This window comes from Klebsiella sp. C349492, from assembly GCF_042055345.1.
GTDB classification, from domain to species: domain Bacteria; phylum Pseudomonadota; class Gammaproteobacteria; order Enterobacterales; family Enterobacteriaceae; genus Klebsiella; species Klebsiella scottii.
Genome location: NZ_JANQCE010000007.1, coordinates 353,990 through 379,967, shown reverse-complemented (window position 1 = coordinate 379,967; position 25,978 = coordinate 353,990). Strand labels below are relative to the sequence as shown.

Annotated in this window: 22 protein-coding genes and 1 riboswitch; of the genes, 5 read left to right on the top strand and 17 right to left on the bottom strand. The window is 57.8% G+C overall.

Annotated features, from left to right (window positions below; translation table 11 throughout):
• Positions 1-206: 206 nt before the first annotated feature.
• Complete coding sequence (gene metH / locus NWP14_RS23585) at positions 207-3,890, top strand: methionine synthase (RefSeq protein WP_375216092.1); 3,684 nt, start codon at positions 207-209, stop codon at positions 3,888-3,890.
• A 210-nt stretch (positions 3,891-4,100) separates the two neighbouring features.
• Positions 4,101-5,732, top strand: coding sequence for a Na/Pi cotransporter family protein (locus NWP14_RS23580; protein WP_375216091.1), 1,632 nt, complete (start codon positions 4,101-4,103; stop codon positions 5,730-5,732).
• A 100-nt stretch (positions 5,733-5,832) separates the two neighbouring features.
• On the opposite strand, the gene pepE is transcribed toward NWP14_RS23580, so the two are convergent.
• The 9 genes from pepE to NWP14_RS23535 all read right to left on the bottom strand — a co-directional run bounded on the left by pepE (position 5,833) and on the right by NWP14_RS23535 (position 13,377).
• Positions 5,833-6,522, bottom strand: a complete 690-nt coding sequence (gene pepE, locus NWP14_RS23575) for a dipeptidase PepE (protein ID WP_095104822.1) — start codon at positions 6,520-6,522, stop codon at positions 5,833-5,835.
• A gap of 235 nt (positions 6,523-6,757) precedes the next feature.
• A complete protein-coding gene (locus tag NWP14_RS23570; protein WP_331833801.1) occupies positions 6,758-7,570 on the bottom strand; it encodes a shikimate 5-dehydrogenase in 813 nt (270 codons plus the stop codon).
• On the bottom strand, positions 7,563-8,792 hold the full coding sequence (sorE, locus tag NWP14_RS23565; protein WP_095104826.1) for an L-sorbose 1-phosphate reductase: 1,230 nt from the start codon (positions 8,790-8,792) through the stop codon (positions 7,563-7,565). The genes NWP14_RS23570 and sorE overlap by 8 nt, the downstream gene beginning before the upstream one ends.
• Before the next feature lie 76 nt (positions 8,793-8,868).
• Positions 8,869-9,693 carry a PTS system mannose/fructose/sorbose family transporter subunit IID gene (locus NWP14_RS23560; protein WP_041143571.1) on the bottom strand — a complete coding sequence of 275 codons (825 nt, stop codon included), beginning with the start codon at positions 9,691-9,693 and terminating at the stop codon, positions 8,869-8,871.
• An 11-nt stretch (positions 9,694-9,704) separates the two neighbouring features.
• The gene (locus tag NWP14_RS23555) at positions 9,705-10,502 is read right to left on the bottom strand and encodes a PTS mannose/fructose/sorbose transporter subunit IIC (protein ID WP_095104828.1); all 798 of its coding nucleotides are present in this window, start codon (positions 10,500-10,502) and stop codon (positions 9,705-9,707) included.
• Between the two features lie 137 nt (positions 10,503-10,639).
• Positions 10,640-11,134: a mannose/fructose/sorbose PTS transporter subunit IIB gene (locus NWP14_RS23550; RefSeq protein WP_041143573.1), complete on the bottom strand. Its 495-nt coding sequence runs from the start codon at positions 11,132-11,134 to the stop codon at positions 10,640-10,642.
• Positions 11,134-11,541, bottom strand: coding sequence for a mannose/fructose/sorbose PTS transporter subunit IIA (locus NWP14_RS23545; protein WP_095104830.1), 408 nt, complete (start codon positions 11,539-11,541; stop codon positions 11,134-11,136). The genes NWP14_RS23550 and NWP14_RS23545 overlap by 1 nt, the downstream gene beginning before the upstream one ends.
• A gap of 9 nt (positions 11,542-11,550) precedes the next feature.
• Positions 11,551-12,354: an SDR family oxidoreductase gene (locus tag NWP14_RS23540; protein ID WP_095104985.1), complete on the bottom strand. Its 804-nt coding sequence runs from the start codon at positions 12,352-12,354 to the stop codon at positions 11,551-11,553.
• Positions 12,355-12,423: 69 nt separating this feature from the next.
• Positions 12,424-13,377 carry a sugar-binding transcriptional regulator gene (locus NWP14_RS23535; protein WP_095104846.1) on the bottom strand — a complete coding sequence of 318 codons (954 nt, stop codon included), beginning with the start codon at positions 13,375-13,377 and terminating at the stop codon, positions 12,424-12,426.
• A 468-nt stretch (positions 13,378-13,845) separates the two neighbouring features.
• Between NWP14_RS23535 and rluF the strand changes: the two genes are divergently transcribed.
• Entirely contained in the window at positions 13,846-14,715 is an 870-nt protein-coding gene (gene rluF / locus NWP14_RS23530) for a 23S rRNA pseudouridine(2604) synthase RluF (protein ID WP_346430590.1), read from the top strand.
• Here the strand turns inward: rluF and NWP14_RS23525 are convergent.
• The 3 genes from NWP14_RS23525 to lysC all read right to left on the bottom strand — a co-directional run bounded on the left by NWP14_RS23525 (position 14,712) and on the right by lysC (position 17,547).
• Complete coding sequence (locus NWP14_RS23525; protein WP_041143578.1) at positions 14,712-14,984, bottom strand: DUF3811 domain-containing protein; 273 nt, start codon at positions 14,982-14,984, stop codon at positions 14,712-14,714. The two genes, rluF and NWP14_RS23525, sit on opposite strands and share 4 nt — an antisense overlap.
• 145 nt (positions 14,985-15,129) lie before the next feature.
• Positions 15,130-16,053, bottom strand: a complete 924-nt coding sequence (gene panS, locus NWP14_RS23520) for a ketopantoate/pantoate/pantothenate transporter PanS (protein ID WP_375216090.1) — start codon at positions 16,051-16,053, stop codon at positions 15,130-15,132.
• Positions 16,054-16,197: 144 nt separating this feature from the next.
• Positions 16,198-17,547, bottom strand: coding sequence for a lysine-sensitive aspartokinase 3 (gene lysC, locus NWP14_RS23515; RefSeq protein WP_095104852.1), 1,350 nt, complete (start codon positions 17,545-17,547; stop codon positions 16,198-16,200).
• A gap of 173 nt (positions 17,548-17,720) precedes the next feature.
• Positions 17,721-17,953: riboswitch (Lysine riboswitch) on the bottom strand.
• Between the two features lie 465 nt (positions 17,954-18,418).
• Here lysC and pgi point away from each other — a divergent pair.
• Positions 18,419-20,068: a glucose-6-phosphate isomerase gene (gene pgi, locus NWP14_RS23510; RefSeq protein ID WP_095104854.1), complete on the top strand. Its 1,650-nt coding sequence runs from the start codon at positions 18,419-18,421 to the stop codon at positions 20,066-20,068.
• Positions 20,069-20,112: 44 nt separating this feature from the next.
• Here pgi and NWP14_RS23505 read toward each other — a convergent pair whose 3' ends face one another.
• The gene (locus NWP14_RS23505) at positions 20,113-20,571 is read right to left on the bottom strand and encodes an acyltransferase (RefSeq protein WP_331833796.1); all 459 of its coding nucleotides are present in this window, start codon (positions 20,569-20,571) and stop codon (positions 20,113-20,115) included.
• 2 nt (positions 20,572-20,573) lie between these two features.
• Entirely contained in the window at positions 20,574-21,092 is a 519-nt protein-coding gene (locus NWP14_RS23500) for a GNAT family N-acetyltransferase (RefSeq protein WP_346430589.1), read from the bottom strand.
• Positions 21,093-21,238: 146 nt separating this feature from the next.
• Between NWP14_RS23500 and psiE the strand changes: the two genes are divergently transcribed.
• Entirely contained in the window at positions 21,239-21,649 is a 411-nt protein-coding gene (gene psiE, locus NWP14_RS23495) for a phosphate-starvation-inducible protein PsiE (RefSeq protein ID WP_095104860.1), read from the top strand.
• Positions 21,650-21,843: 194 nt separating this feature from the next.
• Here psiE and malG read toward each other — a convergent pair whose 3' ends face one another.
• From malG to malE, 3 genes are all read right to left on the bottom strand, one after another.
• A complete protein-coding gene (gene malG, locus NWP14_RS23490; protein WP_041143584.1) occupies positions 21,844-22,734 on the bottom strand; it encodes a maltose ABC transporter permease MalG in 891 nt (296 codons plus the stop codon).
• Positions 22,735-22,890: 156 nt separating this feature from the next.
• The gene (gene malF / locus NWP14_RS23485; RefSeq protein WP_095104862.1) at positions 22,891-24,435 is read right to left on the bottom strand and encodes a maltose ABC transporter permease MalF; all 1,545 of its coding nucleotides are present in this window, start codon (positions 24,433-24,435) and stop codon (positions 22,891-22,893) included.
• A 125-nt stretch (positions 24,436-24,560) separates the two neighbouring features.
• Entirely contained in the window at positions 24,561-25,751 is a 1,191-nt protein-coding gene (malE, locus tag NWP14_RS23480; RefSeq protein ID WP_095104864.1) for a maltose/maltodextrin ABC transporter substrate-binding protein MalE, read from the bottom strand.
• Between the last annotated feature and the right edge of the window lie 227 nt (positions 25,752-25,978).

Genomic DNA, 25,978 nt, shown 5'->3' with positions numbered 1-25,978 from the left:
GCCCGCCGCTCTCTTTCCCGACCCTGTGGTTTATGCCAGTATGGTCATACACTTCATCCTTCAAACTGCTTCTGCGTTGGCTGCTCTGGTTCACCCCGGTTACCTGCTTGTAAAAGCGCCTGGGGGCTGGCTCGCGTGCCGCCTTGACCCAGCTTGAATGATTTTGTGTATTTCTGGGGTCTGGTTGAGCGTTGTCGGGAGCGAGTGTGAGCAGCAAAGTTGAGCAACTGCATCAGCAGTTAAAAAAACGTATTTTGGTTCTGGATGGGGGCATGGGTACCATGATCCAGGGCTATCGTCTGAGTGAAGAGGAGTTCCGCGGCGCGCGCTTTGCCGACTGGCCCTGCGATCTGAAGGGCAATAACGACCTGCTGGTGCTCAGCAAGCCGGACGTGATCCGCGCCATTCACGACGCCTATTTCGAGGCCGGCGCGGATATCATTGAAACCAACACCTTTAACTCGACGACTATCGCGATGGCGGATTACCAGATGGAATCCCTGTCGGCGGAAATCAACTTTGCCGCGGCACAGCTGGCGCGCGCCAGCGCCGATGCGTGGACCGCCCGGACGCCGGAAAAACCGCGCTACGTCGCGGGCGTTCTTGGCCCGACTAACCGCACCGCCTCCATCTCCCCTGACGTCAACGATCCTGCCTACCGCAACATCACCTTCGACGGGCTGGTGGAAGCCTACCGTGAGTCAACGAAGGCGCTGGTGGAAGGGGGCGTCGACCTGATTATGATTGAGACGGTATTCGACACCCTGAACGCCAAAGCGGCAATCTTTGCGGTCAAGGAGGAGCTTGAGGCGCTGGGCGTCGATCTGCCGATCATGATTTCCGGCACCATCACCGATGCCTCCGGCCGTACGCTCTCCGGGCAAACGACCGAAGCCTTTTACAACTCGCTGCGCCACGCCGATGCGCTCACCTTCGGCCTCAACTGCGCCCTCGGCCCGGACGAGCTGCGTCAGTACGTGCAGGAGCTCTCGCGCATTGCCGAATGCTACGTCACCGCGCACCCCAATGCGGGCCTGCCGAACGCCTTTGGTGAATACGATCTTGATGCCGATACTATGGCCGCGCAAATTCGCGAATGGGCTGAATCCGGATTCCTGAATATCGTCGGCGGCTGCTGCGGCACGACCCCGGAACATATCGCGGCCATGTCGCGCGCCGTTGCGGGGCTGGCGCCGCGCGCGCTGCCGGAAATCCCGGTAGCCTGCCGCCTCGCCGGTCTCGAACCGCTGAATATTGGTGACGACAGCCTGTTTGTTAACGTCGGCGAACGGACTAACGTTACCGGCTCTGCGAAGTTCAAGCGACTGATTAAAGAAGAAAAATATAATGAAGCGCTGGACGTTGCCCGCCAGCAGGTAGAGAGCGGCGCGCAGATTATCGATATCAACATGGATGAGGGGATGCTCGACGCGGAAGCGGCGATGGTGCGTTTCCTCAACCTGATTGCCGGCGAGCCCGATATTGCCCGCGTGCCGATCATGATCGACTCCTCGAAGTGGGAGGTCATCGAAAAGGGGCTGAAGTGCATTCAGGGTAAAGGCATCGTCAACTCTATCTCGATGAAAGAGGGGATCGAGCCGTTTATCCATCATGCTAAAAAAGTGCGCCGCTACGGCGCCGCCGTGGTGGTTATGGCCTTCGACGAACAGGGCCAGGCCGATACGCGCGCCCGCAAAATCGAGATTTGCCGCCGGGCGTACAAAATTCTGACCGAAGAGGTGGGCTTCCCGCCGGAAGATATTATCTTCGACCCCAATATCTTCGCGGTGGCGACCGGTATTGAAGAGCACAACAACTATGCGCAGGACTTTATCGGCGCCTGTGAAGATATCAAACGCGAGCTGCCGCATGCGCTGATTTCCGGCGGCGTCTCCAACGTCTCGTTCTCATTCCGCGGCAACGATCCGGTACGCGAGGCGATTCACGCCGTCTTCCTGTACTACGCCATTCGTAACGGCATGGATATGGGGATTGTTAACGCCGGGCAGCTGGCGATTTATGACGACCTGCCTGCCGAGCTGCGCGATGCCGTCGAAGACGTGATCCTCAACCGTCACGACGAGGGCACCGATCGCCTGCTGGAGCTGGCGGAAAAATATCGCGGCAGTAAAACGGACGACTCCGCCAACGCCCAGCAGGCGGAATGGCGCAGCTGGGACGTCAAAAAGCGTCTTGAATACTCGCTGGTGAAAGGGATCACCGAATTTATCGAGCTCGACACCGAAGAGGCGCGCCAGCAGTCGACCCGCCCAATTGAGGTGATTGAAGGCCCGCTGATGGACGGCATGAACGTGGTGGGTGACCTGTTCGGTGAGGGCAAAATGTTCCTCCCGCAGGTGGTGAAATCGGCCCGCGTGATGAAGCAGGCGGTGGCCTACCTTGAGCCGTATATTGAAGCCAGCAAAGAAAAAGGTTCCAGCAACGGCAAGATGGTGATCGCCACCGTCAAAGGCGACGTGCACGACATCGGTAAAAACATCGTCGGCGTGGTGCTGCAGTGTAATAACTACGAAATCATCGATCTTGGCGTGATGGTTCCGGCAGAAAAAATCCTCAGAACCGCGCGCGAGGTCAACGCTGACCTGATTGGCCTCTCCGGGCTGATTACCCCGTCGCTGGATGAAATGGTCAACGTGGCGAAGGAGATGGAGCGCCAGGGCTTTACCGTGCCGCTGCTGATTGGCGGCGCGACCACTTCCAAAGCGCATACGGCGGTAAAAATCGAGCAGAACTACAGCGGACCGACGGTCTACGTGCAGAACGCCTCGCGTACCGTGGGCGTGGTCTCAGCCTTGCTCTCCGATACCCAGCGCGATGACTTTGTCGCCCGCACGCGCAAAGAGTACGAAACCGTGCGTATCCAGCATGGGCGCAAGAAGCCGCGCACTCCGCCGGTCACCCTGGCGGCCGCCCGGGATAACGACCTGGCGTTCGACTGGGAAAGCTATACGCCGCCGGTGGCCCATCGCCTCGGCGTGCAGGAGGTCGAAGCCAGCATCGAAACGCTGCGTAACTATATCGACTGGACGCCGTTCTTTATGACCTGGTCACTGGCCGGGAAATATCCGCGCATCCTCGAAGATGAAGTGGTGGGCGAAGAGGCGCAGCGGCTGTTTAAAGATGCCAACGATCTGCTGGATAAGCTGAGCGCGGAGAATTCGCTGAACCCGCGCGGGGTGGTGGGATTATTCCCGGCTAACCGCGTCGGTGACGACATCGAAATCTACCGTGACGAGACGCGCACCCACGTTCTGACCGTCAGCCATCATCTGCGTCAGCAGACGGAGAAAGTCGGGTTTGCCAACTACTGCCTCGCCGATTTTGTCGCGCCGAAGCTGAGCGGCAAGGCCGACTATCTTGGCGCATTTGCGGTTACCGGCGGGCTGGAAGAAGATGCGCTGGCCGAGGCTTTTGACGCTCAGCATGATGATTACAATAAAATCATGGTCAAAGCGATCGCTGACCGCCTGGCCGAAGCGTTTGCGGAATATCTGCACGAGCGGGTGCGTAAAGTTTACTGGGGCTATGCCGCGAACGAGAACCTGAGCAACGAAGAGCTGATCCGCGAGAACTATCAGGGGATTCGCCCGGCGCCGGGCTATCCGGCCTGCCCGGAGCATACCGAAAAAGCCGTTATCTGGGAGCTGCTGGACGTGGAGACGCATACCGGCATGAAGCTGACCGAATCGTTTGCCATGTGGCCGGGAGCCTCGGTCTCCGGCTGGTACTTCAGCCATCCGGACAGCAAGTACTACGCGGTGGCGCAGATCCAGCGCGATCAGGTGGAGGACTACGCGCTGCGCAAAGGAATGACCCCTGGCGAAGTTGAGCGCTGGCTGGCGCCGAACCTGGGCTATGACGCGGACTAGCCGCAGCCTGTCACAAATCCGTCATCTTATCTTACAACTTACAGGGCGCTCCGAGGGCGCCCTGTCTCTTTATTGCTGCTAAACCCTTATACTGGGGTATTGATTCAGAATGCCCGGACTATGTAGCCTGGCTACGCGCAGCGTCGCCGGGGGAATTCCTTATGGGGTTACCTGCATTTATCCGTCGGATAATAAGGAGAACAAGAATCCGTGTTAACTCTGCTGCACCTGCTTTCTGCCGTCGCCCTGCTGGTTTGGGGTACCCATATTGTTCGTACCGGCGTGATGCGCGTCTATGGCGCACGCCTGCGCGCCGTCCTCAGCAGTAGCGTCGAGAAAAAACCGCTCGCCTTTTGCGCCGGTATTGGCGTAACGGCTCTGGTTCAGAGCAGCAACGCCACCACCATGCTGGTCACCTCGTTTGTCGCCCAGGATCTGGTCGCGCTGGCGCCGGCGCTGGTGATTGTGCTGGGCGCCGACGTGGGGACCGCGCTGATGGCGAGGGTGCTGACTTTCGACCTCTCATGGCTCTCGCCGCTGCTTATTTTTATCGGCGTTATTTTCTTCCTTGGCCGCAAGCAAACCCGCGCGGGACAGCTGGGGCGGGTCGGTATCGGGCTGGGGCTGATTTTATTAGCGCTGGAGCTGATCGTGCAGGCGGTGCATCCCATCACCCAGGCCAACGGCGTACAGGTTATTTTCGCCTCGCTGACCGGCGATATCATGCTGGATGCGCTGATTGGCGCCATGTTCGCCATCGTTAGCTACTCCAGCCTCGCGGCGGTGCTGTTAACCGCAACGCTTACCTCCACCGGCGTGATTTCCTTTCCGGTCGCGCTGTGCCTGGTGATCGGGGCGAACCTCGGCTCCGGGATCCTGGCGATGATCAACAACAGCGCCGCCAACGCCGCCGCGCGCCGCGTCGCGCTTGGCAGCCTGCTGTTTAAGCTGGTGGGCAGCCTGATTATCCTGCCTTTTGTCCACCTGCTGGCCGATGCGATGCACAAGCTACCGTTACCGGAAGCGGAGCTGGTGATTTACTTCCACGTCTTCTACAACCTGATCCGCTGCGTGGCGATGGTGCCGTTCGCGGAGCCGATGGCCCGGCTGTGCAGGCGCTTGATTCATGAGGAGCCCGATCACGATCTGCACCTGAAACCGAAGCATCTGGATCCCTCGGCGCTGGATACGCCGGCCCTGGCGCTCGCCAATGCCGCGCGCGAGACGCTGCGCATTGGCGACGCCATGGAGCAGATGCTGGACGGCCTGCGTAAGGTGATGCACGGCGAGCCGCGGGAAGAGAAAGAGCTGCGCAGAATGGCTGACGATATCAACGTGCTCTATACCGCCATCAAGCTTTATCTGGCGCGGATGCCGAAAGATGAGCTGGCCGAAGAGGAGTCTCGCCGCTGGGCGGAGATTATCGAAATGGCCCTCAACCTCGAGCAGGCTTCCGATATCGTCGAGAGAATGGGCAGCGAAATCGCCGATAAGTCGCTGGCCGCGCGGCGGGCGTTCTCCATTGAAGGCTTGAAGGAGCTGGACGGCCTGTACGATCAGCTGCTGAGTAACCTCCAGCTGGCGATGTCGGTCTTCTTCTCCAGCGACGTCCCGAGCGCCCGGCGCCTGCGCCGCAACAAGCATCGTTTCCGCATCATGAACCGCCGCTACGCGCATGCGCACGTCGATCGCCTGCACCAGCAGAACGTGCAGAGCATTGAAACCAGCTCGCTGCATCTGGGGCTGCTGGGCGATATGAAGCGTCTCAACTCGCTGTTCTGTTCGGTCGCCTACAGCGTGATGGAGCAGCCGGACGAAGATGACGAGCGGGATGATTATTAAGCGATAAGGCCGCGCCGGCCGCAGCGCCCCGGGAAAATCCCGCAGGCGCTGCGGCCGGCCGGGCTAACGACTCTTCCCGGCGGGAAGAGGAGGAGGGCGGTTAAAACCGATGGCCGGCTTCGACAGGTACCGCTTCTTTTCCGGCAGTAAACACCAGCGTCGGGTTTGGGCCGCCGAGAGTGGCGTGACCGTCGGCAACCTGAATCCAGTTTCCTTCCGGCAAACCGATAATCACCAGCTCTGGCGCCACGACCAGCAGTTCACGGATCCGCTGTTCGCGGGTCTCGCCTTTATGTCCTTCCGGCAGGGCGTTGGTGAAGTGTGGGTTAATTTGCAGCGGGAACAGCCCCAGGGCGTCAAACCCCTGTGGGTCGACGATCGGCATATCGTTAGTGGTGCGGATGGTCGGGCAGGCGAGATTCGCGCCGGCGCTCCAGCCGATATACAGCGCGCCGCGCTTGACCACGTCCACCACCGGCGCCAGCAGGCCGCGCGTGCGGCACTCTTTGAGCAGCTGGAAGGTATTGCCGCCGCCCACGATGACCACGTCGGCGGTCTCAATCGCCGCGACAGGATCCGCGACGCTGTGAATACCCGTGACGCTAACGCCCAGAGGGGCAAAAACCGCAGCGGTTTTAGCCGTGTAATCATCCCAGGTCTGCGTGACGCCGGCAAAAGGGATAAACACCGCCGAACGGCGGCCGTTCAGCTGCCCGGAAATGACCGGCAGCGCGTGTTCCAGCCATGCTTTGCCGGGTAGCGTTGAGTTACTGAGTAGCAGTAGTTCCATCTTTTCTCCGTGATAACCACCGTCATTCAGGCTATTTGCGCATTGGCGGAGCCGCAAAATGCGCCACTGCGCCTGAAGTCCTTTGGTATAGCCATAATGACAAAGTCGGTTGGCGATCCTACCACCGCTTGCCTCCGCGCTCGCTGACATGGCTCACGATGTTGTCAGGTTGCGGCACTCCACGCCGCCGCAACCTGCGCATCACGACTCGCGTATCTCCGGGCGCCGCTGGCGTTTAGCCCGCGCGGGCAAACGCTGCCGCTTCTCTGACCAGCTCCTCGTCCGGGCGTACGCCGGTGTACAGCGCAAACTGCTCGACCGCCTGCAGGGCGATCACTTCCGCTCCGCTGATGGTGCGTTTTTCCAGCCGCTGCGCCAGGCGGATCAGCGGCGTTTCCGGCGGTAGGGCCACCACGTCGAATACCACGTCGGCACCTTCAACCATGTCCTGGCTGAAGGCCAGCGTTTCGCCGTACTCCCCGCCCGCCATGCCGAGAGGGGTCACGTTGACCAGAATATCCGCCGCTATTCCCTCAGGCTGCGGCTGCCACTGGAAGCCGTACTGTTTTGCCAGCGCCAGGCCGCTATCGCGATTGCGGGCAGCGATAATGACATCGCGGAAGCCAGCATCGCGAAACGCGGCGATGACCGCCTTCGCCATGCCGCCGCTGCCCTGAATCATCACCTTCGCCGTGCGCGCCAGCTGGTGGCTGTCGATCAGGCTTTTCACCGCGATATAGTCGGTGTTGAGGCCGGTCAGCCTGCCGCTATCGTTGACGATGGTATTGACTGAATCAATCACCTTTGCTGAAGGGTCGATAGCGTCGAGAAACGGCATGCAGCTCTCTTTAAACGGCATGGATACCGCGCAGCCGCGAATGCCCAACGCCCGAACGCCATTTACCGCCGCCGCAATATCCTGCGTCGTAAAGGCTTTGTAGATGTAGTTCAGCCCCAGCTTTTCATACAGATAGTTATGAAAACGGGTACCGAAGTTACCCGGGCGGCTGGCCAGCGACATGCAGAGCTGAGTATCGCGATTAATCATGGGTAATATCCTCCGCATGGGCCAGCAGATACTGTTCGGCTTCGCCGGACCAGATCCCGTGATGGCGCTCCATAATTGCCGCCAGCTCCGGATCGGCAATGCTGCCCAGCGGGGTCAGCGGAATAGATTTCCCGGTATAAACCAGCTTCTTGCCGCCGCCGACGGCCGGTAAATCGAGGGTGGTTTCGCCCGCCGCATTGAGCCCAAGAATATGGGTCACCACTTTCGCGGCCTGCACCTTTTTCGCCTGCATCAGCGCAACGGCGGCGCGCATATCGTCAGTGTTGCCTCCCGAGGTGCCGACGTAGTGGGTAAAGGCGTAGTGGACGTCGTAAAAGTTAACCGGCGCGCTAAATTGTTTATCCTGCGGGCCGGCGAAGAAGTTCAGGCAGCCGTCGGGGGCCAGCAGCGAGGAGGCCATAGTGATGAGCTGCTCATTCGGTACGAAGACGAAAATATCGTCAAACCCGTGGCCGCCGGTCAGCGCCATCAGCGTCTCCCGGCTGGCGTCACGGCCGTCCAGGTAGTGGATCAGGGTTTGCGGCTCTGAAGGATAGTGCCGGCGGGCGTAGCTCAGCTTGGGTTTATTGGTGTCGGTGACCACCAGCAGAGAGGGGTTGATCGGGCCGTGCAGAGCATAGTCAATGGCCAGCAGGCCCATCGGACCGGTGCCGCCGAGGATCAGCGTGCGCCCCTGCGGCCGGATGCCCATCGTATGGTTATAGGTGCCTTCCTGCAGGTGATAGTTGGCGTTGAAGGCGCCGATAACGCAGGACAGCGGCTCAACCAGCGAGCCTTCAAACCAGGTATCGCCCTCCCAGGAGAGCAGGCAGTCCTGCGTCATCACCTCATCGGGGATCACCACGTGGGTAGCTTCGCCGCCGATCCACTGGAAGGAGTAGCCGGGGCAATCCGGGCGATCCGGCAGCTGCAGGTTGGCCTGGATGACGTAGCGCTGGCCGGCGTGAAATTTATGCTGCCACTTTTTGCCGACCGCGAGGATTTCGCCGCAGAACTCATGGCCGATGATGATCGGATTGACCGCAACATCGTCCGGGACCTTTTTGTGGTCCTCGCCCTGATTAGCCTCTTTCCATGAGGAGAGACACAGGCTGTCGGTGACCACCCGGGCGAGAATTTCATCATCCGCAATGGCCGGGAGTTCGAAGGTTTCCAGGCGCAGATCGCGTTTGCCATAAAGACGTAGAGCCGTAGTTTTCATATTTACCACCTCATCCCCTTTATCTTACGGGGTCAGTTTATTGAAGACGCCCCGACGGCAGCGCCGGGGCGAAAGATCAGGACAGGAAGCCCAGCGCGTTACCGATAATCCCCAGGCCAAACAGGGCGAAGATCAGCCAGACCGGGTTCACCTTCTTATTGAGCAGGCGCACCATCAGCAGGGTCAGCCCCAGCGCCAGCAGGCCCGGGCAAAGCTGGTCGAGGATGTTCTGTACGGTCATGGTGACGGTGGCGCCGTCAGCGCCCGGAGTTTGGGAAACCACCAGCGGCACGTTGATGGTGGTCCACTTCGTCACCAGCACGCCCATTACAAACAGGCCGAGGATTGAGGCGCCCTCGGTGAGTTTTTGCAGCAGGTTGCCGCCCATATCGCTGACGATATTGACCCCTTTACGGAAGCCAAGCTGCAGGCCGTACCACTTCATAGCCAGACGTACCGCGTTGAAAATAAAGAAGAACAGCAGCGGACCAAGAATATTGCCGGAGAGCGCCAGCGAGGCGCCGAGCGCGGCGGTAATCGGACGCAGGGTTCCCCAGACCAGCGGATCGCCGACCCCGGCCAGCGGACCCATCAGCCCGACCTTGATGCCGTTAATCGCGCCGTCGTCAATCGCCGCGCCGTTGGCGCGCGCCTCTTCCATCGCGGCGGTGACGCCCAGCACCGGGCCGCAAACCGCGGGCGTGGTATTGAAGAACACCAGGTGACGCTTGAGGGCCGCAACCTGATCCTCCTTCAGCGGGTACAGGCGTTTGATCGCCGGGATCATGTCGTAGCAAAATCCCAGGCCATGAATACGTTCGAAGTTAAAAGAGGCCTGCTGCAGGTTGGAGCGCAGAAACATGCTAACCAGGTCGCCTTGCGTGAGTTTTTTCTGTTCCATGGTCGGCTCCATCAGTCGTCAAGTTGGTCAAGGGCGGTGGAAGAGGCGGCGGTAGCCTGGGGTTCAGGCTTGCGCCACTGCGGATTGAGCTGGATATAGATCAGCGCGATGATGACCCCCACGCCGCCGAAGGCCAGCAGGCTAAAGTTGAGGTAACCGCCGGCGAGAAAGCCGAGGAAAAAGAAGGGCATCAGATATTTCACGCCCATCATGCGCAGGACCATGGCGTAGCCGACCACGACGATAAAACCGCCGGCAATTTGCAGACCGCGGGTAACGAACTCCGGAATGGCATTCAGCATGCTGCTAACCATATCGGCGCTGACGAACATCGACACCACCAGCGCCGGAATGGCGACGCGTAATGCCTGAACGCCAAGCGCCGAGACGTGCAGCAGATCGATGGTGCGAAAGCGGGCCTCTTCGGCGGCTTTATCCGCCGCGTGCTGGAAGACCACCGTAATGGTGCGGGCAAAGACGGTCAGCACCTGTCCTGCTGCGGCAACCGGCAGCGCGATGGCGATACCGGTCGCGATGCTTTGATGGCCGACGATGACTAAAATGGCCGAAATGATGCTGGCTAAGGCTGAATCCGGAGACTGCGCCGCGCCGACGTTCATCCAGCCGAGGGCGATCAGCTCCAGCGTGCCCCCGAGCATAATTCCGGTTTTTAAATCACCGAGAATCAGACCAATCACCGTACAGGCGATTAACGGGCGGTGCGTCTGGAATTCATCCAGCACGCTGCCCATTCCGGCAATACAGGAGAAAATAAATATGGCTATTATTTGTAGGGTACTAATTTCCATAATTATAACCTTTAAAGTGTAGGGAACCCTGCCTGTTACGGCACTTATACCAGTCACATCGTTATTTATGCTGTCGGTGATTTATTTAGTGTTCGCCGCGATGCCTCCGCCATGACCGAGTATTAAAACAGGCGTTCTTATTCTGTAACGGACTGCTGAGCAAGTTTGTCGAGAATATTAATTGATGGATCGGAAGCCACTACGCGTAAATCCAGAATAACGCCGAGCTGGTCCAGCTGGCGAAATGCGTCAATATCCGTTTGATCTAATGAAACGGCTTTGGTTAGCTGTTTCTTCCCCGGTCTCCAGGCCATGCCGCCGATATTTAGCGTGGCTATTTTGACCCCCTGCTGCACCATAGTTAAAACGTCTTGCGGATTGGTAAATAAATAAAAAACGGATTCATTTTGATATTGCGGATTATGATAAACGGCAACCGCTTTTTCGAGATTAACGACGTTAACCTTCATTCCCGGAGGCGCGGCCTGGCGGAGTAAGGTCCGGCGTACCTCATCGTTATAAACATCGTCGTTGCAGATAATAATGCGCTGGGCATTGGCTACTTTGGACCAGACGGTCGTCACCTGGCCGTGGATCAGCCGGTCATCGATGCGGGCGAGCGTAATGTTCATCAGAAATCCTCCTCAACGGTTTGTGGGAGCCGCCAGACCACGCAGCACTGGCTGGCAACTGCGCTCAAATGGTCGCACAGGGCGTCGGCGCTCATGGTCTGCTGGTTATCCACCAGCTCCAGCGCCAGCGGCAGAGAGAGGCCGCTGATCACCCGCAGCAGCGGGTTTTTCATCGCCAGCCCGGCGGCGGCATTCCACGGGCTGCCGCATTGTAAATCGACGGCAATCAGCCACTCATCAGTACTGTGGGTGCTTACTAACTTTTCCAGCTTAGCGGCGATATCGCCGGCATTTTCTCCGGGGACAAACTCCACGGCGCTGACGTTGACGTCGCCATAGACCATGCGGACGGAATCCAGCATGGCGCAGGCAAGCTGGCCGTGGGCGCAGAAAATAGCGTTGACCATACGATCTCCTTAACCGCGGGTTTTACCGCCAGCAATGTTAGTGGTTACTCCGGTTATATAGCTCGCACGCTCTGAAAGCAGGTAGCAAACGTAGTCCGCAACCTCGCTCAGACGCCCGGAGCGGCCGATGGGAATCGAGTTTTTGCTGTAGCCCTCGCGCAGCTGTTCAACGGTGATGCCGCGCGTCCAGGCCAGCGCTTCTTCATACTCCGGCGTGCGCAGCCCGGTTTTTTCCAGAATGCCCGGCGCGACGCCCACCACGCGGATACCGTGTTTTCCCAGCTCTTTCGACCATGAACGGGTGAAGCTATTCAGCGCCGCCTTGGTGGCCGCATAGCAGCTCTGGCCCTCAGAGCCTTCCAGCCCGCTTTCTGACGAGACGTTAACAATCACCCCCTCGCGCTGTTTCACCATCTGCCGGGCTACCGCCTGCGACATTAAAAAGACGCCTTTTTGGTTAATGTTGACCATTTTCTCAAAAGCCGCTTCATTCAGCTCATAGCGGCCGGCGGGCGCCTTTTCATCAACTAACAGCCGGGGAAAGTTAACTCCGGCGTTATTCACCAGGCCGTCAATACGTCCGCAGCGCTGAATAATCTGCTCGACGCTGTGATTCACTTCGCTGGCGCTGGAAATATCGGTCGGCCAGAACGTATAATTTTCACTATCATGATATTTGTCGCCGCCGTGAATATCTGCCATGTGCACGTTGGCGCCTTGTTTAATTAATTCATCGACAATAGCCAGCCCGATCCCGGAGGCGCCACCGGTGACAATAACTATTTTATCTTTGAGGTTTAACCATGTTTTCATCATCGTAGTCTCGTTATTTAGATAAAGGGAGTCCGCGCAGCACAGGCTGCGTGAATAGATATTCTTATTTTATTTCAGTAATAACTCAGCCGTTTCTCTGTTAGTGACCAGGCAATTAATGTAGCCGCCGTTCAGGGCGCCGACGATCCCGCTATATTTTTCCTCGCCGATGGCGATGCCTACGGAATAGCGCGCGTGCTTTAGTTTGGCGATATCAATAGAGAGGGTTTTTTCGTTCATATTGGTTTCAACGACGCCGCCGTTGATATCGTAAAAACGCGAGCAAATATCGCCGGCGACGTGACGGGCGTTGAGATCGTCGCTCTCTTCGCTGCCGTAAAACGCATGCCAGTTAGCGCCGTCGCGGATCGCCGGTGAACCGATGCCCACCAGCGCAATATCCAGATTGTCCCAGTAGGACGAGATGGTCTGAAAGTGCCTGGACTGCATGATACCGTTACGGATCAGGGTATTTTCCAGCAGCGCCGGGAAGTCGGCGAGATGCGACTCGGCCTTCAGCTTCGCCGCCGCGCTATAGGTCAAGGTGTTGACGTGGTAGCGGCTCTCCAGCTTACCGGAGGGGCCGCCGATAATCGGCACGCAGATCGCCTGCCGCGACTGGCTGGCCTGCGGCAGCGTTTCTACCAGCGCCCGCACCGCGCGTCCCCAGGAAAAGCCGATGATATCGCCGGGCTCCAGCAGCCGATCGACCAGCTGAGCGCCGTGTTGCCCGATGGTATTGAGCTGGTCCTCTTCCTGCGCCGAGCTGCAGGAAGCCACCACCGCTTCTTTAAGGGCAAATTTTTGCTTCAGCTGCTGCTCCAGCCACAGATTTTCGTTGTAGTCATAGTTGATGGCGATAGTGACGATACCCTGCTCGCGGCCGCGTTTTAGCAGACGGCTAATCGTGGTGCGGTAAATCCCCAGCTCGCGGGCAATCTGCGCCTGGGTCATGTCCTGCTCATAATAGAGCTGGGCAATTTTCACGATTAAGCGGATGTCGTCGCTATTTTCGGTGGTCATCTGCGGGCTCCTGCACATTTGTGCAAATCACGTTATTGCTGCCTTGATCTGATATAACCCTATCAACGGCCGACCACAAAGCAATTTTCGCCCATTTCATTACGATATGTCGGGCGTTTATATTGCACATTTGATTATCAGCCCGTCGGCGGCTGGCACCTTTGTGCTGGATTGCCTAATCGCTTGATTCTGCTTATTTTCGCTGGGCAAAGTTGCAGGCGGTTCCGTAGGACACTTTTGTGTAGAAAGACGCGGCAGATCACATTTAGCGGCAGCGCGCCGGCGCGTGATTATTTTCGATTGCTCGCCGGCTGAGGTATATTTCTCGTTTTAAACATACAAGCATTCAAGTTTTATCAAGGCGGCAAGAGAACGAACTCCCGGCAGCATAGAAATCTATGTGGCTGGGATGAGTGAGCGTAGCCAACACGGAGACAACTTGAAGGATGAAGTGTTTCAGGAGACGTTATGCTGCCCGACTCATCAACCCGACTCAATAAATACATCAGTGAAAGCGGAATTTGCTCGCGTCGCGAGGCGGATCGCTACATTGAACAAGGTAACGTTTTCCTCAACGGCAAGCGCGCCACCATTGGCGATCGGGTCGTCCCAGGCGATGTGGTGAAGGTCAACGGTCAGTCGATCGAGCCGCGTGAAGCGGAGGACCTGGTGTTTATCGCGCTGAATAAACCGGTGGGGATCGTCAGCACCACCGAGGACAGCGAACGCGACAACATCGTCGATTTTGTGAACCATAGCAAACGCGTTTTCCCTATCGGCCGGCTGGATAAGGACTCTCAGGGGCTGATTTTTCTGACCAATCATGGCGATCTGGTGAATAAGATCCTGCGCGCCGGAAACGATCACGAAAAAGAGTACCTGGTGACCGTCGATAAGCCGGTTACCGACGAGTTCGTGCGCGGGCTGGGGGCGGGCGTACCGATCCTCGGCACGGTGACGAAGAAGTGCAAAGTGAAAAAAGAAGCGCCGTTCGTCTTCCGCATTACCCTGGTTCAGGGGCTTAACCGGCAGATTCGCCGGATGTGCGAACATTTTGGCTATGAGGTGACTAAGCTTGAGCGCACGCGGATTATGAATATTGGCCTGTCGGGATTACCCCTCGGCGAGTGGCGCGATCTGACGGATGATGAGCTGGTTGCGCTATTTAAGCTGATCGAGAATTCGTCCTCTGAGGCCAAACCGAAGGCGAAAGCGAAGCCGAAAACGGCGAGCATCAAGCGCCCGGTGGTGAACGTGGAAAAGAACAGCGAGAAAGGACGCCCGGCGGCAAACGGGAAACGTTTTAACCAGCCGGGACGTAAAAAGAAAGGGCGTTAGCGCCTGCCGCGCGTCGGCGTGCTTGCCGACCAGGAGAATGACGCGTCGCTGTCGGGTTTATAGGCCTGCTTTTTCTTTAACTGGCGGGCCTTTTTTGCTTCAGCTTCGCGCAGCACCATCAGCTTATCGATGTACTCTTTTTTTACGGCGTTGGTTTCTGCGTTGGTCAGCAGACGGCCGTGCGCGATTCTCGCCCGGTCAAGCAGCGTTTTTAGCTCGCGCTGCTCGCGCTCGGTCATGTCTTGTTGCGTAATGCGGGGAAGTGCCATAGTAGAACCCTCAGTCAGCCGGTAATTCAGTGTACGGCAATACGGGGTCGACTGACAGTCTGGTTACCGCGCTAAGCGCTGAGAGGGCGGGAAAACGCCCGGCCAGGCACGGTGAGCGGCCTGTCCGGGCGACGAAGGCGTGGCGCTACTCCTCTTTCCTCTCCGTCGGCTTAGCGGACCAGTAGCCGGCCAGCAGCGATCCGGAAAGGTTGTGCCAGACCGAGAACAGCGCGCCGGGCAGGGCGGCAAGAGGACCGAAGTAGATTTTCCCCAGCGCCGCCGCCAGTCCGGAGTTTTGCATCCCTACCTCAATGGCCAGCGTGCGGCAGGTCGACTCATCAAAACCAAACAGCCGTCCGCCCCAGTAGCCGCCGAGCAGCCCGATGGCGTTATGCAGGATCACCGCAACAATCACCACCAGGCCAACGGAGGCAATGTGCGAAGCGGAGCCGGCCACCACGGCGCTGATGATCGCCAGAATGCAGAGCATGGAAAACGCGGGCAGGAAAGGCTCGACTGCCTTCACCACCTTCGGCAGCAGATGATGAATGAGAAGCCCCAGCGCAATCGGGATAACCACGATTTGCAGGATGCTGAGCAGCATGCCCGCGACGTCGACCTGAATATGCGCATCGACGTACAGACGCGTCAGCAGCGGCGTCGCCACCACGCCAACCAGCGTGGAGACGGAAGAGATGGTGACCGAGAGCGCCACATCACCTTTCGCCAGGTAGATCATTACGTTAGATGCCGTACCGCTGGCAACGCTGCCCACCAGCACCATCCCGGCCGACAGCTCCGGCGGCATGCGGAAAAGCAGCGCCAGCGCCCAGGCGGCGAGCGGCATCACCAGGTAATGCAGGAAAATCCCCGCCGCAACCGGTGCCGGGCGCGACAGCACGCGCTTAAAATCTTCCAGCTTCAGGTGCACGCCCATCCCGAACATGATGAGCATCAGCAGGGTGGTGACCCAGGGGCCGATGGGGGTAAAGGTGGCCGGCGTGTAATAGGCCAGAACGGAGAGCAGCAGCGCCCAGAGCGGGAACAGCCGTGTCAGCATAGCGAGCATGTTGGTTTCCTTGCAATTGGCTCGTCATCTTCCAGGCTGGCTGCGCCTGCTGCCCGAACGATTGCGAGTAGGTTGTGTTGATATAGTTATAAAAAAGCCGGGTTCGAGCCCGGCTATAGGTAATATTTATCGCGTGGAGGAATATTATTCAAACAAATTATGATGCAGCTTCTGCACGACCTTCTCAGCATCTACGCCCGGCACCAGGAAACAAAGGTTATGGCTGGATGCGCCGTAGCAGATCATGCGAATGTTGAACGGCTCCAGTACGCCGAAGACCTCTTTGCCGACGCCGCAGGCTCTCGATAGATCGTTGCCGATCAGCGCGACCAGCGCCAGATCCTGCTCCACTTCTACGCGGCACAGGGAGGAGAGCTCGGTCAGCAGCGCCTGGGTGAGCAGCGTATCGGTGGCTGAGGTTGAGCCGGTGGTATCCATAGTCAGGGCAACGCTGACTTCTGACGTGGTGATCAGATCCACGGAGATATTATGGCGCGCCAGAATGCCGAACACTTCGGCCAGGAAGCCGCGGGAGTGCAGCATATTCAGGCTGTGCAGGGTCAGCAGCGTCTGCCGACGGCGCAGCGCCAGCGCGCGGAACAGCGGCGGGTGTTCGGTTTTATTGCACACCAGCGTGCCGCCGGCTTTCGGTTCTTTGCTGGAGCCGACGAAGACCGGAATATCGCTACGCACTGCGGGAAGCAGCGTGGCCGGATGCAGCACCTTAGCGCCAAACGTCGCCATCTCGGCGGCTTCGGCAAAGGCGATAACGTCGATCCGTTTTGCCGCCGGGGCAACGCGCGGGTCGGTGGTGTAGATGCCCGGGACATCGGTCCAGATATCGACGCGGCTGGCGTTGAGGGCTTCACCCAGCAGGGCGGCGGTGTAATCACTGCCTCCGCGGCCGAGGGTGGTGGTGCGGCCTTTCGCTTCGCTGCCGATAAAGCCCTGGGTGACCACCAGACCTTCGGCAAGGCGCGGCGTCAGCTGCAGCTGGGTTAGCTCTGCCAGGGCGGCGACATCGGGCTCGGCGCGGCCGAAGCGATCGCTGGTGCGCATCACTTTACGCACGTCAAACCACTGGGCGGCAATGCCGCGTTCGCGAAGGATTTCGACGAACAGCAGGGTGGACATCAGTTCGCCGTGGCTGACCAGCTCATCGGTCAGCGCCGTCGAGCTTGCCAGCGCGGCGGCTTCCGCCAGGGTGGTGATATTCTCCAGCAGACGCTCGATCTCTTCGCGAATCACGTTGGGGTAGCGCAGACGTTCGAGAATATTGAACTGAATCTGACGCAGCGCTTCAAGCTTATCGAAACGCTCGGTGGGTTCCAGCCCGTCAGCTAACGCGACCAGAAGATTGGTTACACCCGCAGAGGCAGACAGCACCACTACACGAGTGTTTTCATCAATCAACGCAACGTCAACGCTGCGATTCATGGCATCGAAATCGGCAACGCTGGTGCCGCCAAATTTGGCTACAACTAAATCTGTCATAACAACCTCGTGTCAGGGGGGCCTGACTTATTAAAACGATTCCTGATTGGGTTTGGGCTGGACACAACCTAACAGTAATAAAATGTCTTAATAAGCCAGGCCAAATTATTCAGCCATGGCACAAGGGAAGAGCGAAAAACAGGGTGGGCGCAGAGAGATAAACAGCTACGATGTCACCCAGAAGTGCTCCACCTTGTAGACCCGTTCCCCGACCTTTTACGTCAGTTCCTGAGTATGAAACGCCCGACTGCGAACGTTTCTGGTGACAACCCAGGGGATTCAGCCCCTGTGGCCGGTGATGAACGTACCAGACGCTCTTTCACCTCGGCGTTGCTCCCCCTCACGTATTTTCCCCGGACTGGTTCCTCCAATACGGTTACCTGGGCAACGCACCTCTTCTGGCAATTACCGACGTCTTTCACTTTGCCTGGGAGCGCTGGTCATGATAGCCCCTGCAAAACCCTTTCGCTGTAGCGTGAAATGCGCGAGCAATACATACCTGGTTATACGCAGGTAGTGCAGCTATATAAAGGCTTCGGAGGGGGTATGTCAACGCTGCGGTTATGCGGATTTTTCATGCGCGGGCGATTAACAGCAAAAAGCCTTATGATGAGCCCGGCCGCTCTCCGCCGGGCCGCCGCCCGGTGGCCGGGAGTCCGCCGCTCTGCCCGACGCCTGGGGACGGTCCCCCCGCACGCTGGCGCGGGGCGCTTTGCCCGGGTTTATGTCTATACTGGTAGTGTTTTTTTACCCTGATCTGACCCTGTTCCTGACGCGCGTCAACGGCATAACACAAAAATCATCACAATTTTTTGCCTCCGGCGCTACAATCGACCGCAGTCACAATTCTCAAATCAGAAGAGTATTGCTCATGAAAAACATCAACCCAACGCAGACATCTGCCTGGCAGGCGCTACAGAAACACTTTGATGAAATGAAAGACGTCACTATCAGCGAGCTTTTCGCGAAAGATAGCGATCGTTTTACTAAGTTTTCCGCAACGTTCGACGATCTGATGCTGGTGGATTTCTCCAAAAACCGCATTACCGAAGAGACGCTGGCGAAACTGCAGGATCTGGCCAAAGAGACCGATCTGGCAGGCGCCATCAAATCGATGTTCTCCGGCGAGAAAATCAACCGTACCGAAGACCGTGCCGTGCTGCACGTCGCGCTGCGCAACCGGAGCAATACCCCAATCATCGTTGACGGCAAAGATGTGATGCCGGAAGTCAACGCGGTGCTGGAGAAGATGAAAACCTTCTCTGAAGCGATCATCTCCGGCAGCTGGAAAGGCTATACCGGCAAGGCGATTACCGATGTGGTTAACATCGGTATCGGCGGCTCCGACCTCGGTCCGTTTATGGTGACCGAAGCGCTGCGTCCGTACAAAAACCACCTCAATATGCACTTTGTTTCCAACGTCGACGGCACCCACATTGCGGAAGTGCTGAAAGGCGTAAATCCGGAAACGACGCTGTTCCTGGTGGCATCAAAAACCTTTACCACCCAGGAAACGATGACCAACGCCCACAGCGCGCGCGACTGGTTCCTGGCAACCGCGGGCGATGACAAACACGTGGCGAAACACTTCGCGGCGCTCTCCACCAACGGTAAAGCGGTGGGCGAGTTTGGTATCGACACCGCCAACATGTTTGAATTCTGGGATTGGGTTGGCGGCCGCTACTCCCTGTGGTCGGCGATCGGCCTGTCGATCATCCTCTCCGTTGGTTTTGACAACTTCGTTGAGCTGCTGTCCGGCGCGCACGCGATGGATAAACACTTCTCCACCACGCCGGCTGAGCAAAACCTGCCGGTGCTGCTGGCGCTGATCGGTATCTGGTATAACAACTTCTTCGGCGCAGAAACCGAAGCTATTCTACCGTACGACCAGTACATGCACCGCTTTGCTGCCTACTTCCAGCAGGGCAACATGGAATCTAACGGCAAATACGTTGACCGCAGCGGTAACGCCGTGGACTACCAGACCGGCCCGATTATCTGGGGTGAGCCGGGTACCAACGGCCAGCATGCGTTCTACCAGCTGATCCACCAGGGAACCAAAATGGTGCCGTGCGATTTCATCGCGCCAGCGGTAACGCACAACCCGCTCTCTGACCACCATCCGAAGCTGCTGTCCAACTTCTTCGCGCAGACCGAAGCGCTGGCGTTCGGCAAATCGCGCGACGTGGTTGAGCAGGAGTATCGCGATCAGGGTAAAGATCCGGCAACGCTGGATCACGTGGTGCCGTTCAAAGTCTTCGAAGGTAACCGCCCGACTAACTCGATCCTGCTGCGTGAAATCACCCCGTTCAGCCTCGGAGCGCTGATCGCGCTGTATGAACATAAGATCTTCACTCAGGGCGCGATCCTCAACATCTTCACTTTCGACCAGTGGGGCGTTGAGCTGGGTAAACAGCTGGCTAACCGTATTCTGCCGGAACTGAAAGATGGCGCTGATGTCAGCAGCCACGATAGCTCGACCAACGGTCTGATTAACCGCTATAAATCCTGGCGCGCGTAATCAGCGTTAATCCGCTTCAATGCCGGCCTCAGGGTCGGCATTTTTTATGGGAGACGGCGCAATAATTTCGCCGGATTCCCCGCCCACACGCCTTTTTCGCTAATCGACCGGGTGACCACGCTGCCCGCGCCAATCACCGCGCCATCGCAGATGCTGACCGCCAGAATGGTGGCTCCGCTGCCAATAGAGACGTCGTTGCCAATCACAATTCTTCCCCAGCTCTCGCGATCGGCGTTGGGCTTACCGTCGCGGAACATGTCGTTGGCAAACATCACGCCGTGGCCGATAAAACAGCGCTCGCCGAGGGTGACGTACTCGCAGATAAAGGTATGGGACTGGATTTTGGTGTCCGCCCCGACCGTCGTATTGCCCTGAATCTCGACGAACGGCCCGACGAAGACGTTATCGCCGAGGCGACAGTTGTAAAGGTTAGCGGGCTGGTAGATCACCACATTTTCGCCGCTTTCGACGTTGCGAACGCCGGTATCACGAAGCGTGTGCATCATTATTCCTCTCCGATCCGTTTGGCCAGAATATGCAGGGTGCTTTGCTGGGTGGCGGAGCGGAAAACGGTGTCTTTAATATGCCGCATGCCCTGGCGCTCATAGAAGCGCCGGGCGCCGGTATTCGCGGCCAGCACTTCCAGCCACAGCCAGCGTTCGCCCTCATCTTTGGCCCGCGCTTCGACGGCGCTAAAAAGCTGTTCGCCGTAGCGGTGCCCCGTTTCGCCGGGTAGCAGATAGAGCTTATGCAGCAGGGTGCCCTGCGGGCCGTCGGGCTCAATCTGCTGACGATGTGTGTATTTGGCGAATCCTACCGGGCGCTGCGCTTCGGCGATCAGCCAGCGGCAGTTTGCCTCGGCCAGGCTGCGCTGCAGGGCCTCGGCGGCATACTCCTGCTGGATAAAGCGCTCCAGCTCGCTGGCGCTGTGCCAGAGGTGGGTGAAGTGGTGGCGATAGCTGGCGTTGCCCATTTCACCGAGCAGGGGAACGTCCTGCCGTTGCGCCGTACGTATTGTCAGCATGGCTGTCTCCTTTTTAACCCGCCAGTTTGGCAAGTGATTGTTACATTTGGCGCAACAGACGCAAAAAGTTAACAAATAATATCGATCTGGATCACGTTTTTGCGTTATACAGATCGGCAGGAATAATGAATATAAGAGGTGTGAGTATGCCGTCGGTCTATCGTCCGCTGGTTAATTTTGTTGCGACGGCCATGCAGGCCGTTCTGAATCTGGCGCTGCTGTGCCTGGGCGTAATTCTGGTGGTCTTTCTCGGCAAGGAGACCTTCCATCTGGCGCACGTGCTGTTTACTCCGGAGCCGGTCAGCAAGTACAAGCTGGTGGAAGGGCTGGTGGTCTATTTTCTCTATTTCGAGTTTATCGCGCTGATTGTGAAGTACTTTGAGTCCGGCTTTCATTTCCCGCTGCGCTATTTCGTCTACATCGGTATTACCGCGATTGTGCGCCTGATTATCGTTGATCACGAGTCGCCGATGGCGGTGCTGATCTATTCCGCGGCGATCCTTCTGCTGGTGATTACGCTGTGGCTGTGTAACTCCAATCGCCTGAAACGCGAATAAAAAAAAGCGGCCTCTAAGGGCCGCTGACCAACAGTCACAAATTTAATTTATGTAGGGTCCAGTTGAGGATAGCAGTGGCATTTACCTTACTTTTTCAGCTGAGGGCGGTAGTTGCCGTACCCGGTTGGGGTTCGTGTACAGCAACTAAGTCACCGTCCCTCCTCTGAAATTTGGGGCGGGTATAACGATGAAACTTAACCTTTCACCCCGCCTGCCGTCAGGCCGTTCACCAGCCAGCGCTGCGCCAGCAGGAAGACCACGGTAATCGGGATAGCAGAGAGCACCGCCGCCGCGGCAAAGTCGCCCCACAGGTAGTTCTGCGGGTTGAGGTACTGCTGCATTCCAACCGCCAGGGTATAGCTGTTCACATCACGCAGCAGCAGGGACGCAACCGGGACTTCGGTAATCGCGGCGATAAACGACAGAATAAAGACCACCGCCAGAATCGGCACCGACAGCGGCAGCAGAACCAGACGGAAGGCCTGCCACGGCGTCGCGCCGTCCAGCGCGGCCGCTTCTTCCAGCGAACCGTCGATGGTTTCGAAGTAGCCTTTAATGGTCCAGACGTGCAGCGCGATGCCGCCCATATAGGCGAAGATGACGCCGCCGTGGGTATTCAGGCCGACAAACGGCAGATACTGGCCGAGGCGGTCAAACAGGGCGTACAGAGCAACCAGCGACAGCACCGCCGGGAACATCTGGAAAATCAGCATCCCTTTCAACAGGGTGGCCTTGCCCGGGAAGCGCATTCGGGCGAAGGCGTAGGCGCAGGTGGTGGAGAGCGCCACGATACCGATGGCGGTGATCCCGGCAACCTTCACCGAGTTCCACAGCCACAGCAGTACCGGGAACGGCGGCGGCGTCACGCGGCCATCCGCATGCTCAACGCTAAAGCCGAGTGCCAGACGCCAGTGTTCCCAGGAGATCTGATCCGGGATCAGGCTGCCGGTGGCGAAGTTACCTTCGCGCAGGGAGATGGCGATAACCATCAGCAGCGGGAACATAATCGCCGCGATAAAAATGAGCAACAGGAGGTGCGTGGTGAAGAGACGCAGCTTCTGAGATTTTGGTTGTACCATAGCCATAATATTTTTATTCCCCTTGATACCGCTCCAGGCTATCTCACTTGCCATTTTGAACCCGGGCAGTGCTCATCATCCTCACGTACTACGTGTACGCTCCGGTTCTTGCGCGCTGGCCGGGCCTAAACTGGCTGCGTCAATGACGCCTGGCCATTCCAGTTAGTCGAATTTCATTCGTGTGGCTTTCAGGTTAACAATCGCCAGCACGCCTACCAGCAGGAAGATTAGCGTAGCGATAGCCGCCGCGAGGCCGAAGTCCTGACCGCCGCCGCCTTCGAAGGCGATGCGGTAGGTGTAGCTCACCAGCAGGTCGGTATAGCCGGCCGGCGTGGTGGTGCCGAGGCGATCCGGGCCGCCGTTGGTTAACAGCTGAATCAGGACGAAGTTGTTAAAGTTAAAGGCGAAGCTGGCGATCATCAGCGGCGTAAGCGGCTTGATCAGCAGCGGCAGCGTAATTTTAAAGAAGTTCTGGAACGGACCGGCGCCGTCCATTGCCGACGCTTCATACAGGTCGTCAGGAATGGCTTTCAGCAGGCCCATGCACAGGATCATCATGTACGGGTAGCCCAGCCAGGTGTTGACGATAACAATCATCGAACGCGCGGTCGTCGGGTCGCTAAACCAGGCCGGCTTAATGCCGAACAGCGCGCTGAGCATCATGTTGATCTCACCGAAGCTCTGGTTGAACAGCCCTTTGAAAATCAGAATCGAGATAAACGACGGTACCGCGTAAGGCAGAATCAGCAGTACGCGATAAATCGCTTTTCCTTTCAGGGACTCCCACTGCACGAGGCAGGCGAGGATCATGCCGACCGCGACGGTCAGAATAACGGTCAGTATTGAGAAGACTACCGTCCAGACGAAGATGGCGAAGAACGGTTTCTGGATACCTTCATCGGTAAAGACGCGGGTGAAGTTATCCCAGCCAATGCTCACGGTGTAGCCCGGGCTGAGCTTCTCGCCGCTCCAGCTGCCGTCGGCATTGATTGACTGATAGAAGCCGACTTTATTATTCGGCCGGTATTTGACGCCGCTCTGGTTGTTGGTCAGCTCGCCGTCGGCCGCCAGCGTATACAGCGGCTGGGTGCCGGAGAACTGACGCAGTGAACTCATAATGACCTTGCTGTCGTCAGGCAGCACGGCGGTCAGCTGGTTCAGCGCGGTACGGTTCTGGGTAATCACGCGCAGGTTAGCACGCTCGCCTTCCGGCTGAGCATCGGCTTCTTTCAGGGCCAGCTTCTGCACGCCGCCGAGCTTAAACGCGTCGGAAACATAATTTTTGCCGCTGTCGCCATCGGTCAGCGCCAGCTTCCACTCATCTCCCGCCGGGTACAGCGAGAAGTTGTAGGATTTGCCGGCCTGGAAGGAGCGATCCAGCAGGACTTCCTGAGCGCGCTCAAAGGTCAGCTGGTTGGTGCTGCTGTAGTTGGTGAAAGCGATAGCGATGGTGCAGATCAGCGGAAACAGGACGAACAGCCCCATCCCGGCGAGACCCGGATAGACATAGCGCCAGGCATAGGCCTTGCGGTTAGAAAAGATATACAGGCCAGCCGAGCTTAAAATCAGCGTCAGGATGGCAAACAGGTACTCCCCCTGGGCGTACATCAAAACAACAAGGTAACCCACCAGCAGGCACAGCAAGCCAATCACAGACCATGTCAGCTGCGGGCTTTGCCACCAGTGTTTCTTTTTAACGACATCCATGGGGATCATCCTCTACAACGTATTTTGTTCTCCCTCTCCCCTCAGGAGAGAGGGCCCGGATCGGGCGGCTGTTCGCCGTCCGGGTTCCTGACCCGCTCCCGAGAAGGGGGAGGGGACTAGCAGGGTTACTTAGTGATACGAGCCTGTGCGTCTTTCAGCGCGGCGTCGACGGTCTGACGACCGCTAGCTGCGTTGATAACCGCGGTGCGTACGGCATACCAGAAGGCGGACATCTGCGGAACGTTCGGCATGATTTCGCCTTTCTGGGCGTTCGCCATAGTGGCGGCGATACGCGGATCTTTTTCCAGTTTCTCCTGGAAGGATTTCAGCGCAACGGCGCCCAGCGGTTTATCCTTGTTCACTTCATCCAGACCCTGATCGGTCAGCAGGTAGTTTTCGAGGAACTCTTTCGCCAGCTCTTTGTTCGGGCTGGCGGCGTTGATACCGGCGCTCAGTACGCCGACGAACGGTTTAGACGCCTTGCCTTTGAAGGTTGGCAGCAGAGTCACGCCGTAGTTGATTTTGCTCTTATCGATGTTCGCCCACGCCCACGGACCGTTGATGGTCATCGCGGTATCGCCCTTGTTGAACGCCGCTTCAGCGATAGAGTAATCGGTATCAGCATTCATGTGTTTGTTCTTGATCAGATCGACCAGGAAGGTCAGACCCGCTTTCGCGCCAGCGCTGTCCACGCCGACATCTTTCACATCATATTTGCCGTTTTCAAGCTTGAACGCATAGCCACCGTCGGCGGCGATCAGCGGCCAGGTGAAGTACGGTTCCTGCAGGTTGAACATCAGCGCGCTCTTACCTTTCGCCTTCAGCGTTTTATCCAGCGCCGGGATCTCTTCCCAGGTTTTCGGCGGATTCGGGACCAGGTCTTTGTTGTAAATCAGCGACAGCGCTTCAACCGCGATTGGGTAAGCGATCAGCTTGCCGTTATAGCGTACCGCGTCCCAGGTGAACGGATAGAGTTTGTCCTGGAAAGCTTTGTCCGGAGCGATCTCGGCCAGCAGGCCGGACTGCGCGTAGCCGCCGAAGCGGTCGTGTGCCCAGAAGATAATATCCGGGCCATCGCCGGTTGCCGCAACCTGCGGGAATTTCTCTTCCAGCTTATCCGGGTGCTCGATGGAGACTTTAATCCCGGTGTCTTTTTCAAACTTTTTGCCCACTTCAGCGAGGCCGTTATAGCCCTTGTCGCCGTTAATCCAGATTACCAGCTTACCTTCTTCAATTTTGGCGAGGGCAGAGGCGGAAAACATCATCGTGGTCAGTGCTGACAGCGCGAGGATGCGGGCGCCGGTTTTGATTTTCATATACCAGTCCTTTTTGGTGATGTGCTCGTGGATACACTTAGGTGGCTTAACGGTGATGAGTTTCCTTTTTTAACAACCCCTTTCCATCCTCCCTATGTCTACGCCCCACCCGTAGTTTGTGTGATCTGGCTTGCAGAAACGCCGGTATTGGGGCGTGGAGCACATAAAAAGGAGGCTATTTTTGCAACCTGCGTCACGAAATTGACTTTGGCGCGCCATCCCCCGCA

Excerpts from the sequence above, each read along its gene's own strand:
- pepE (WP_095104822.1), bottom strand. The coding sequence starts at position 6,522 with ATGGAACTACTGCTACTCAGTAACTCAACGCTACCCGGCAAAGCATGG.
- NWP14_RS23570 (WP_331833801.1), bottom strand. The coding sequence starts at position 7,570 with ATGATTAATCGCGATACTCAGCTCTGCATGTCGCTGGCCAGCCGCCCG.
- sorE (WP_095104826.1), bottom strand. The coding sequence starts at position 8,792 with ATGAAAACTACGGCTCTACGTCTTTATGGCAAACGCGATCTGCGCCTG.
- NWP14_RS23560 (WP_041143571.1), bottom strand. The coding sequence starts at position 9,693 with ATGGAACAGAAAAAACTCACGCAAGGCGACCTGGTTAGCATGTTTCTG.
- NWP14_RS23555 (WP_095104828.1), bottom strand. The coding sequence starts at position 10,502 with ATGGAAATTAGTACCCTACAAATAATAGCCATATTTATTTTCTCCTGT.
- NWP14_RS23550 (WP_041143573.1), bottom strand. The coding sequence starts at position 11,134 with ATGAACATTACGCTCGCCCGCATCGATGACCGGCTGATCCACGGCCAG.
- NWP14_RS23545 (WP_095104830.1), bottom strand. The coding sequence starts at position 11,541 with ATGGTCAACGCTATTTTCTGCGCCCACGGCCAGCTTGCCTGCGCCATG.
- NWP14_RS23540 (WP_095104985.1), bottom strand. The coding sequence starts at position 12,354 with ATGAAAACATGGTTAAACCTCAAAGATAAAATAGTTATTGTCACCGGT.
- NWP14_RS23535 (WP_095104846.1), bottom strand. The coding sequence starts at position 13,377 with ATGACCACCGAAAATAGCGACGACATCCGCTTAATCGTGAAAATTGCC.
- rluF (WP_346430590.1), top strand. The coding sequence starts at position 13,846 with ATGCTGCCCGACTCATCAACCCGACTCAATAAATACATCAGTGAAAGC.
- NWP14_RS23525 (WP_041143578.1), bottom strand. The coding sequence starts at position 14,984 with ATGGCACTTCCCCGCATTACGCAACAAGACATGACCGAGCGCGAGCAG.
- panS (WP_375216090.1), bottom strand. The coding sequence starts at position 16,053 with ATGCTCGCTATGCTGACACGGCTGTTCCCGCTCTGGGCGCTGCTGCTC.
- lysC (WP_095104852.1), bottom strand. The coding sequence starts at position 17,547 with ATGACAGATTTAGTTGTAGCCAAATTTGGCGGCACCAGCGTTGCCGAT.
- pgi (WP_095104854.1), top strand. The coding sequence starts at position 18,419 with ATGAAAAACATCAACCCAACGCAGACATCTGCCTGGCAGGCGCTACAG.
- NWP14_RS23505 (WP_331833796.1), bottom strand. The coding sequence starts at position 20,571 with ATGCACACGCTTCGTGATACCGGCGTTCGCAACGTCGAAAGCGGCGAA.
- NWP14_RS23500 (WP_346430589.1), bottom strand. The coding sequence starts at position 21,092 with ATGCTGACAATACGTACGGCGCAACGGCAGGACGTTCCCCTGCTCGGT.
- psiE (WP_095104860.1), top strand. The coding sequence starts at position 21,239 with ATGCCGTCGGTCTATCGTCCGCTGGTTAATTTTGTTGCGACGGCCATG.
- malG (WP_041143584.1), bottom strand. The coding sequence starts at position 22,734 with ATGGCTATGGTACAACCAAAATCTCAGAAGCTGCGTCTCTTCACCACG.
- malF (WP_095104862.1), bottom strand. The coding sequence starts at position 24,435 with ATGGATGTCGTTAAAAAGAAACACTGGTGGCAAAGCCCGCAGCTGACA.
- malE (WP_095104864.1), bottom strand. The coding sequence starts at position 25,751 with ATGAAAATCAAAACCGGCGCCCGCATCCTCGCGCTGTCAGCACTGACC.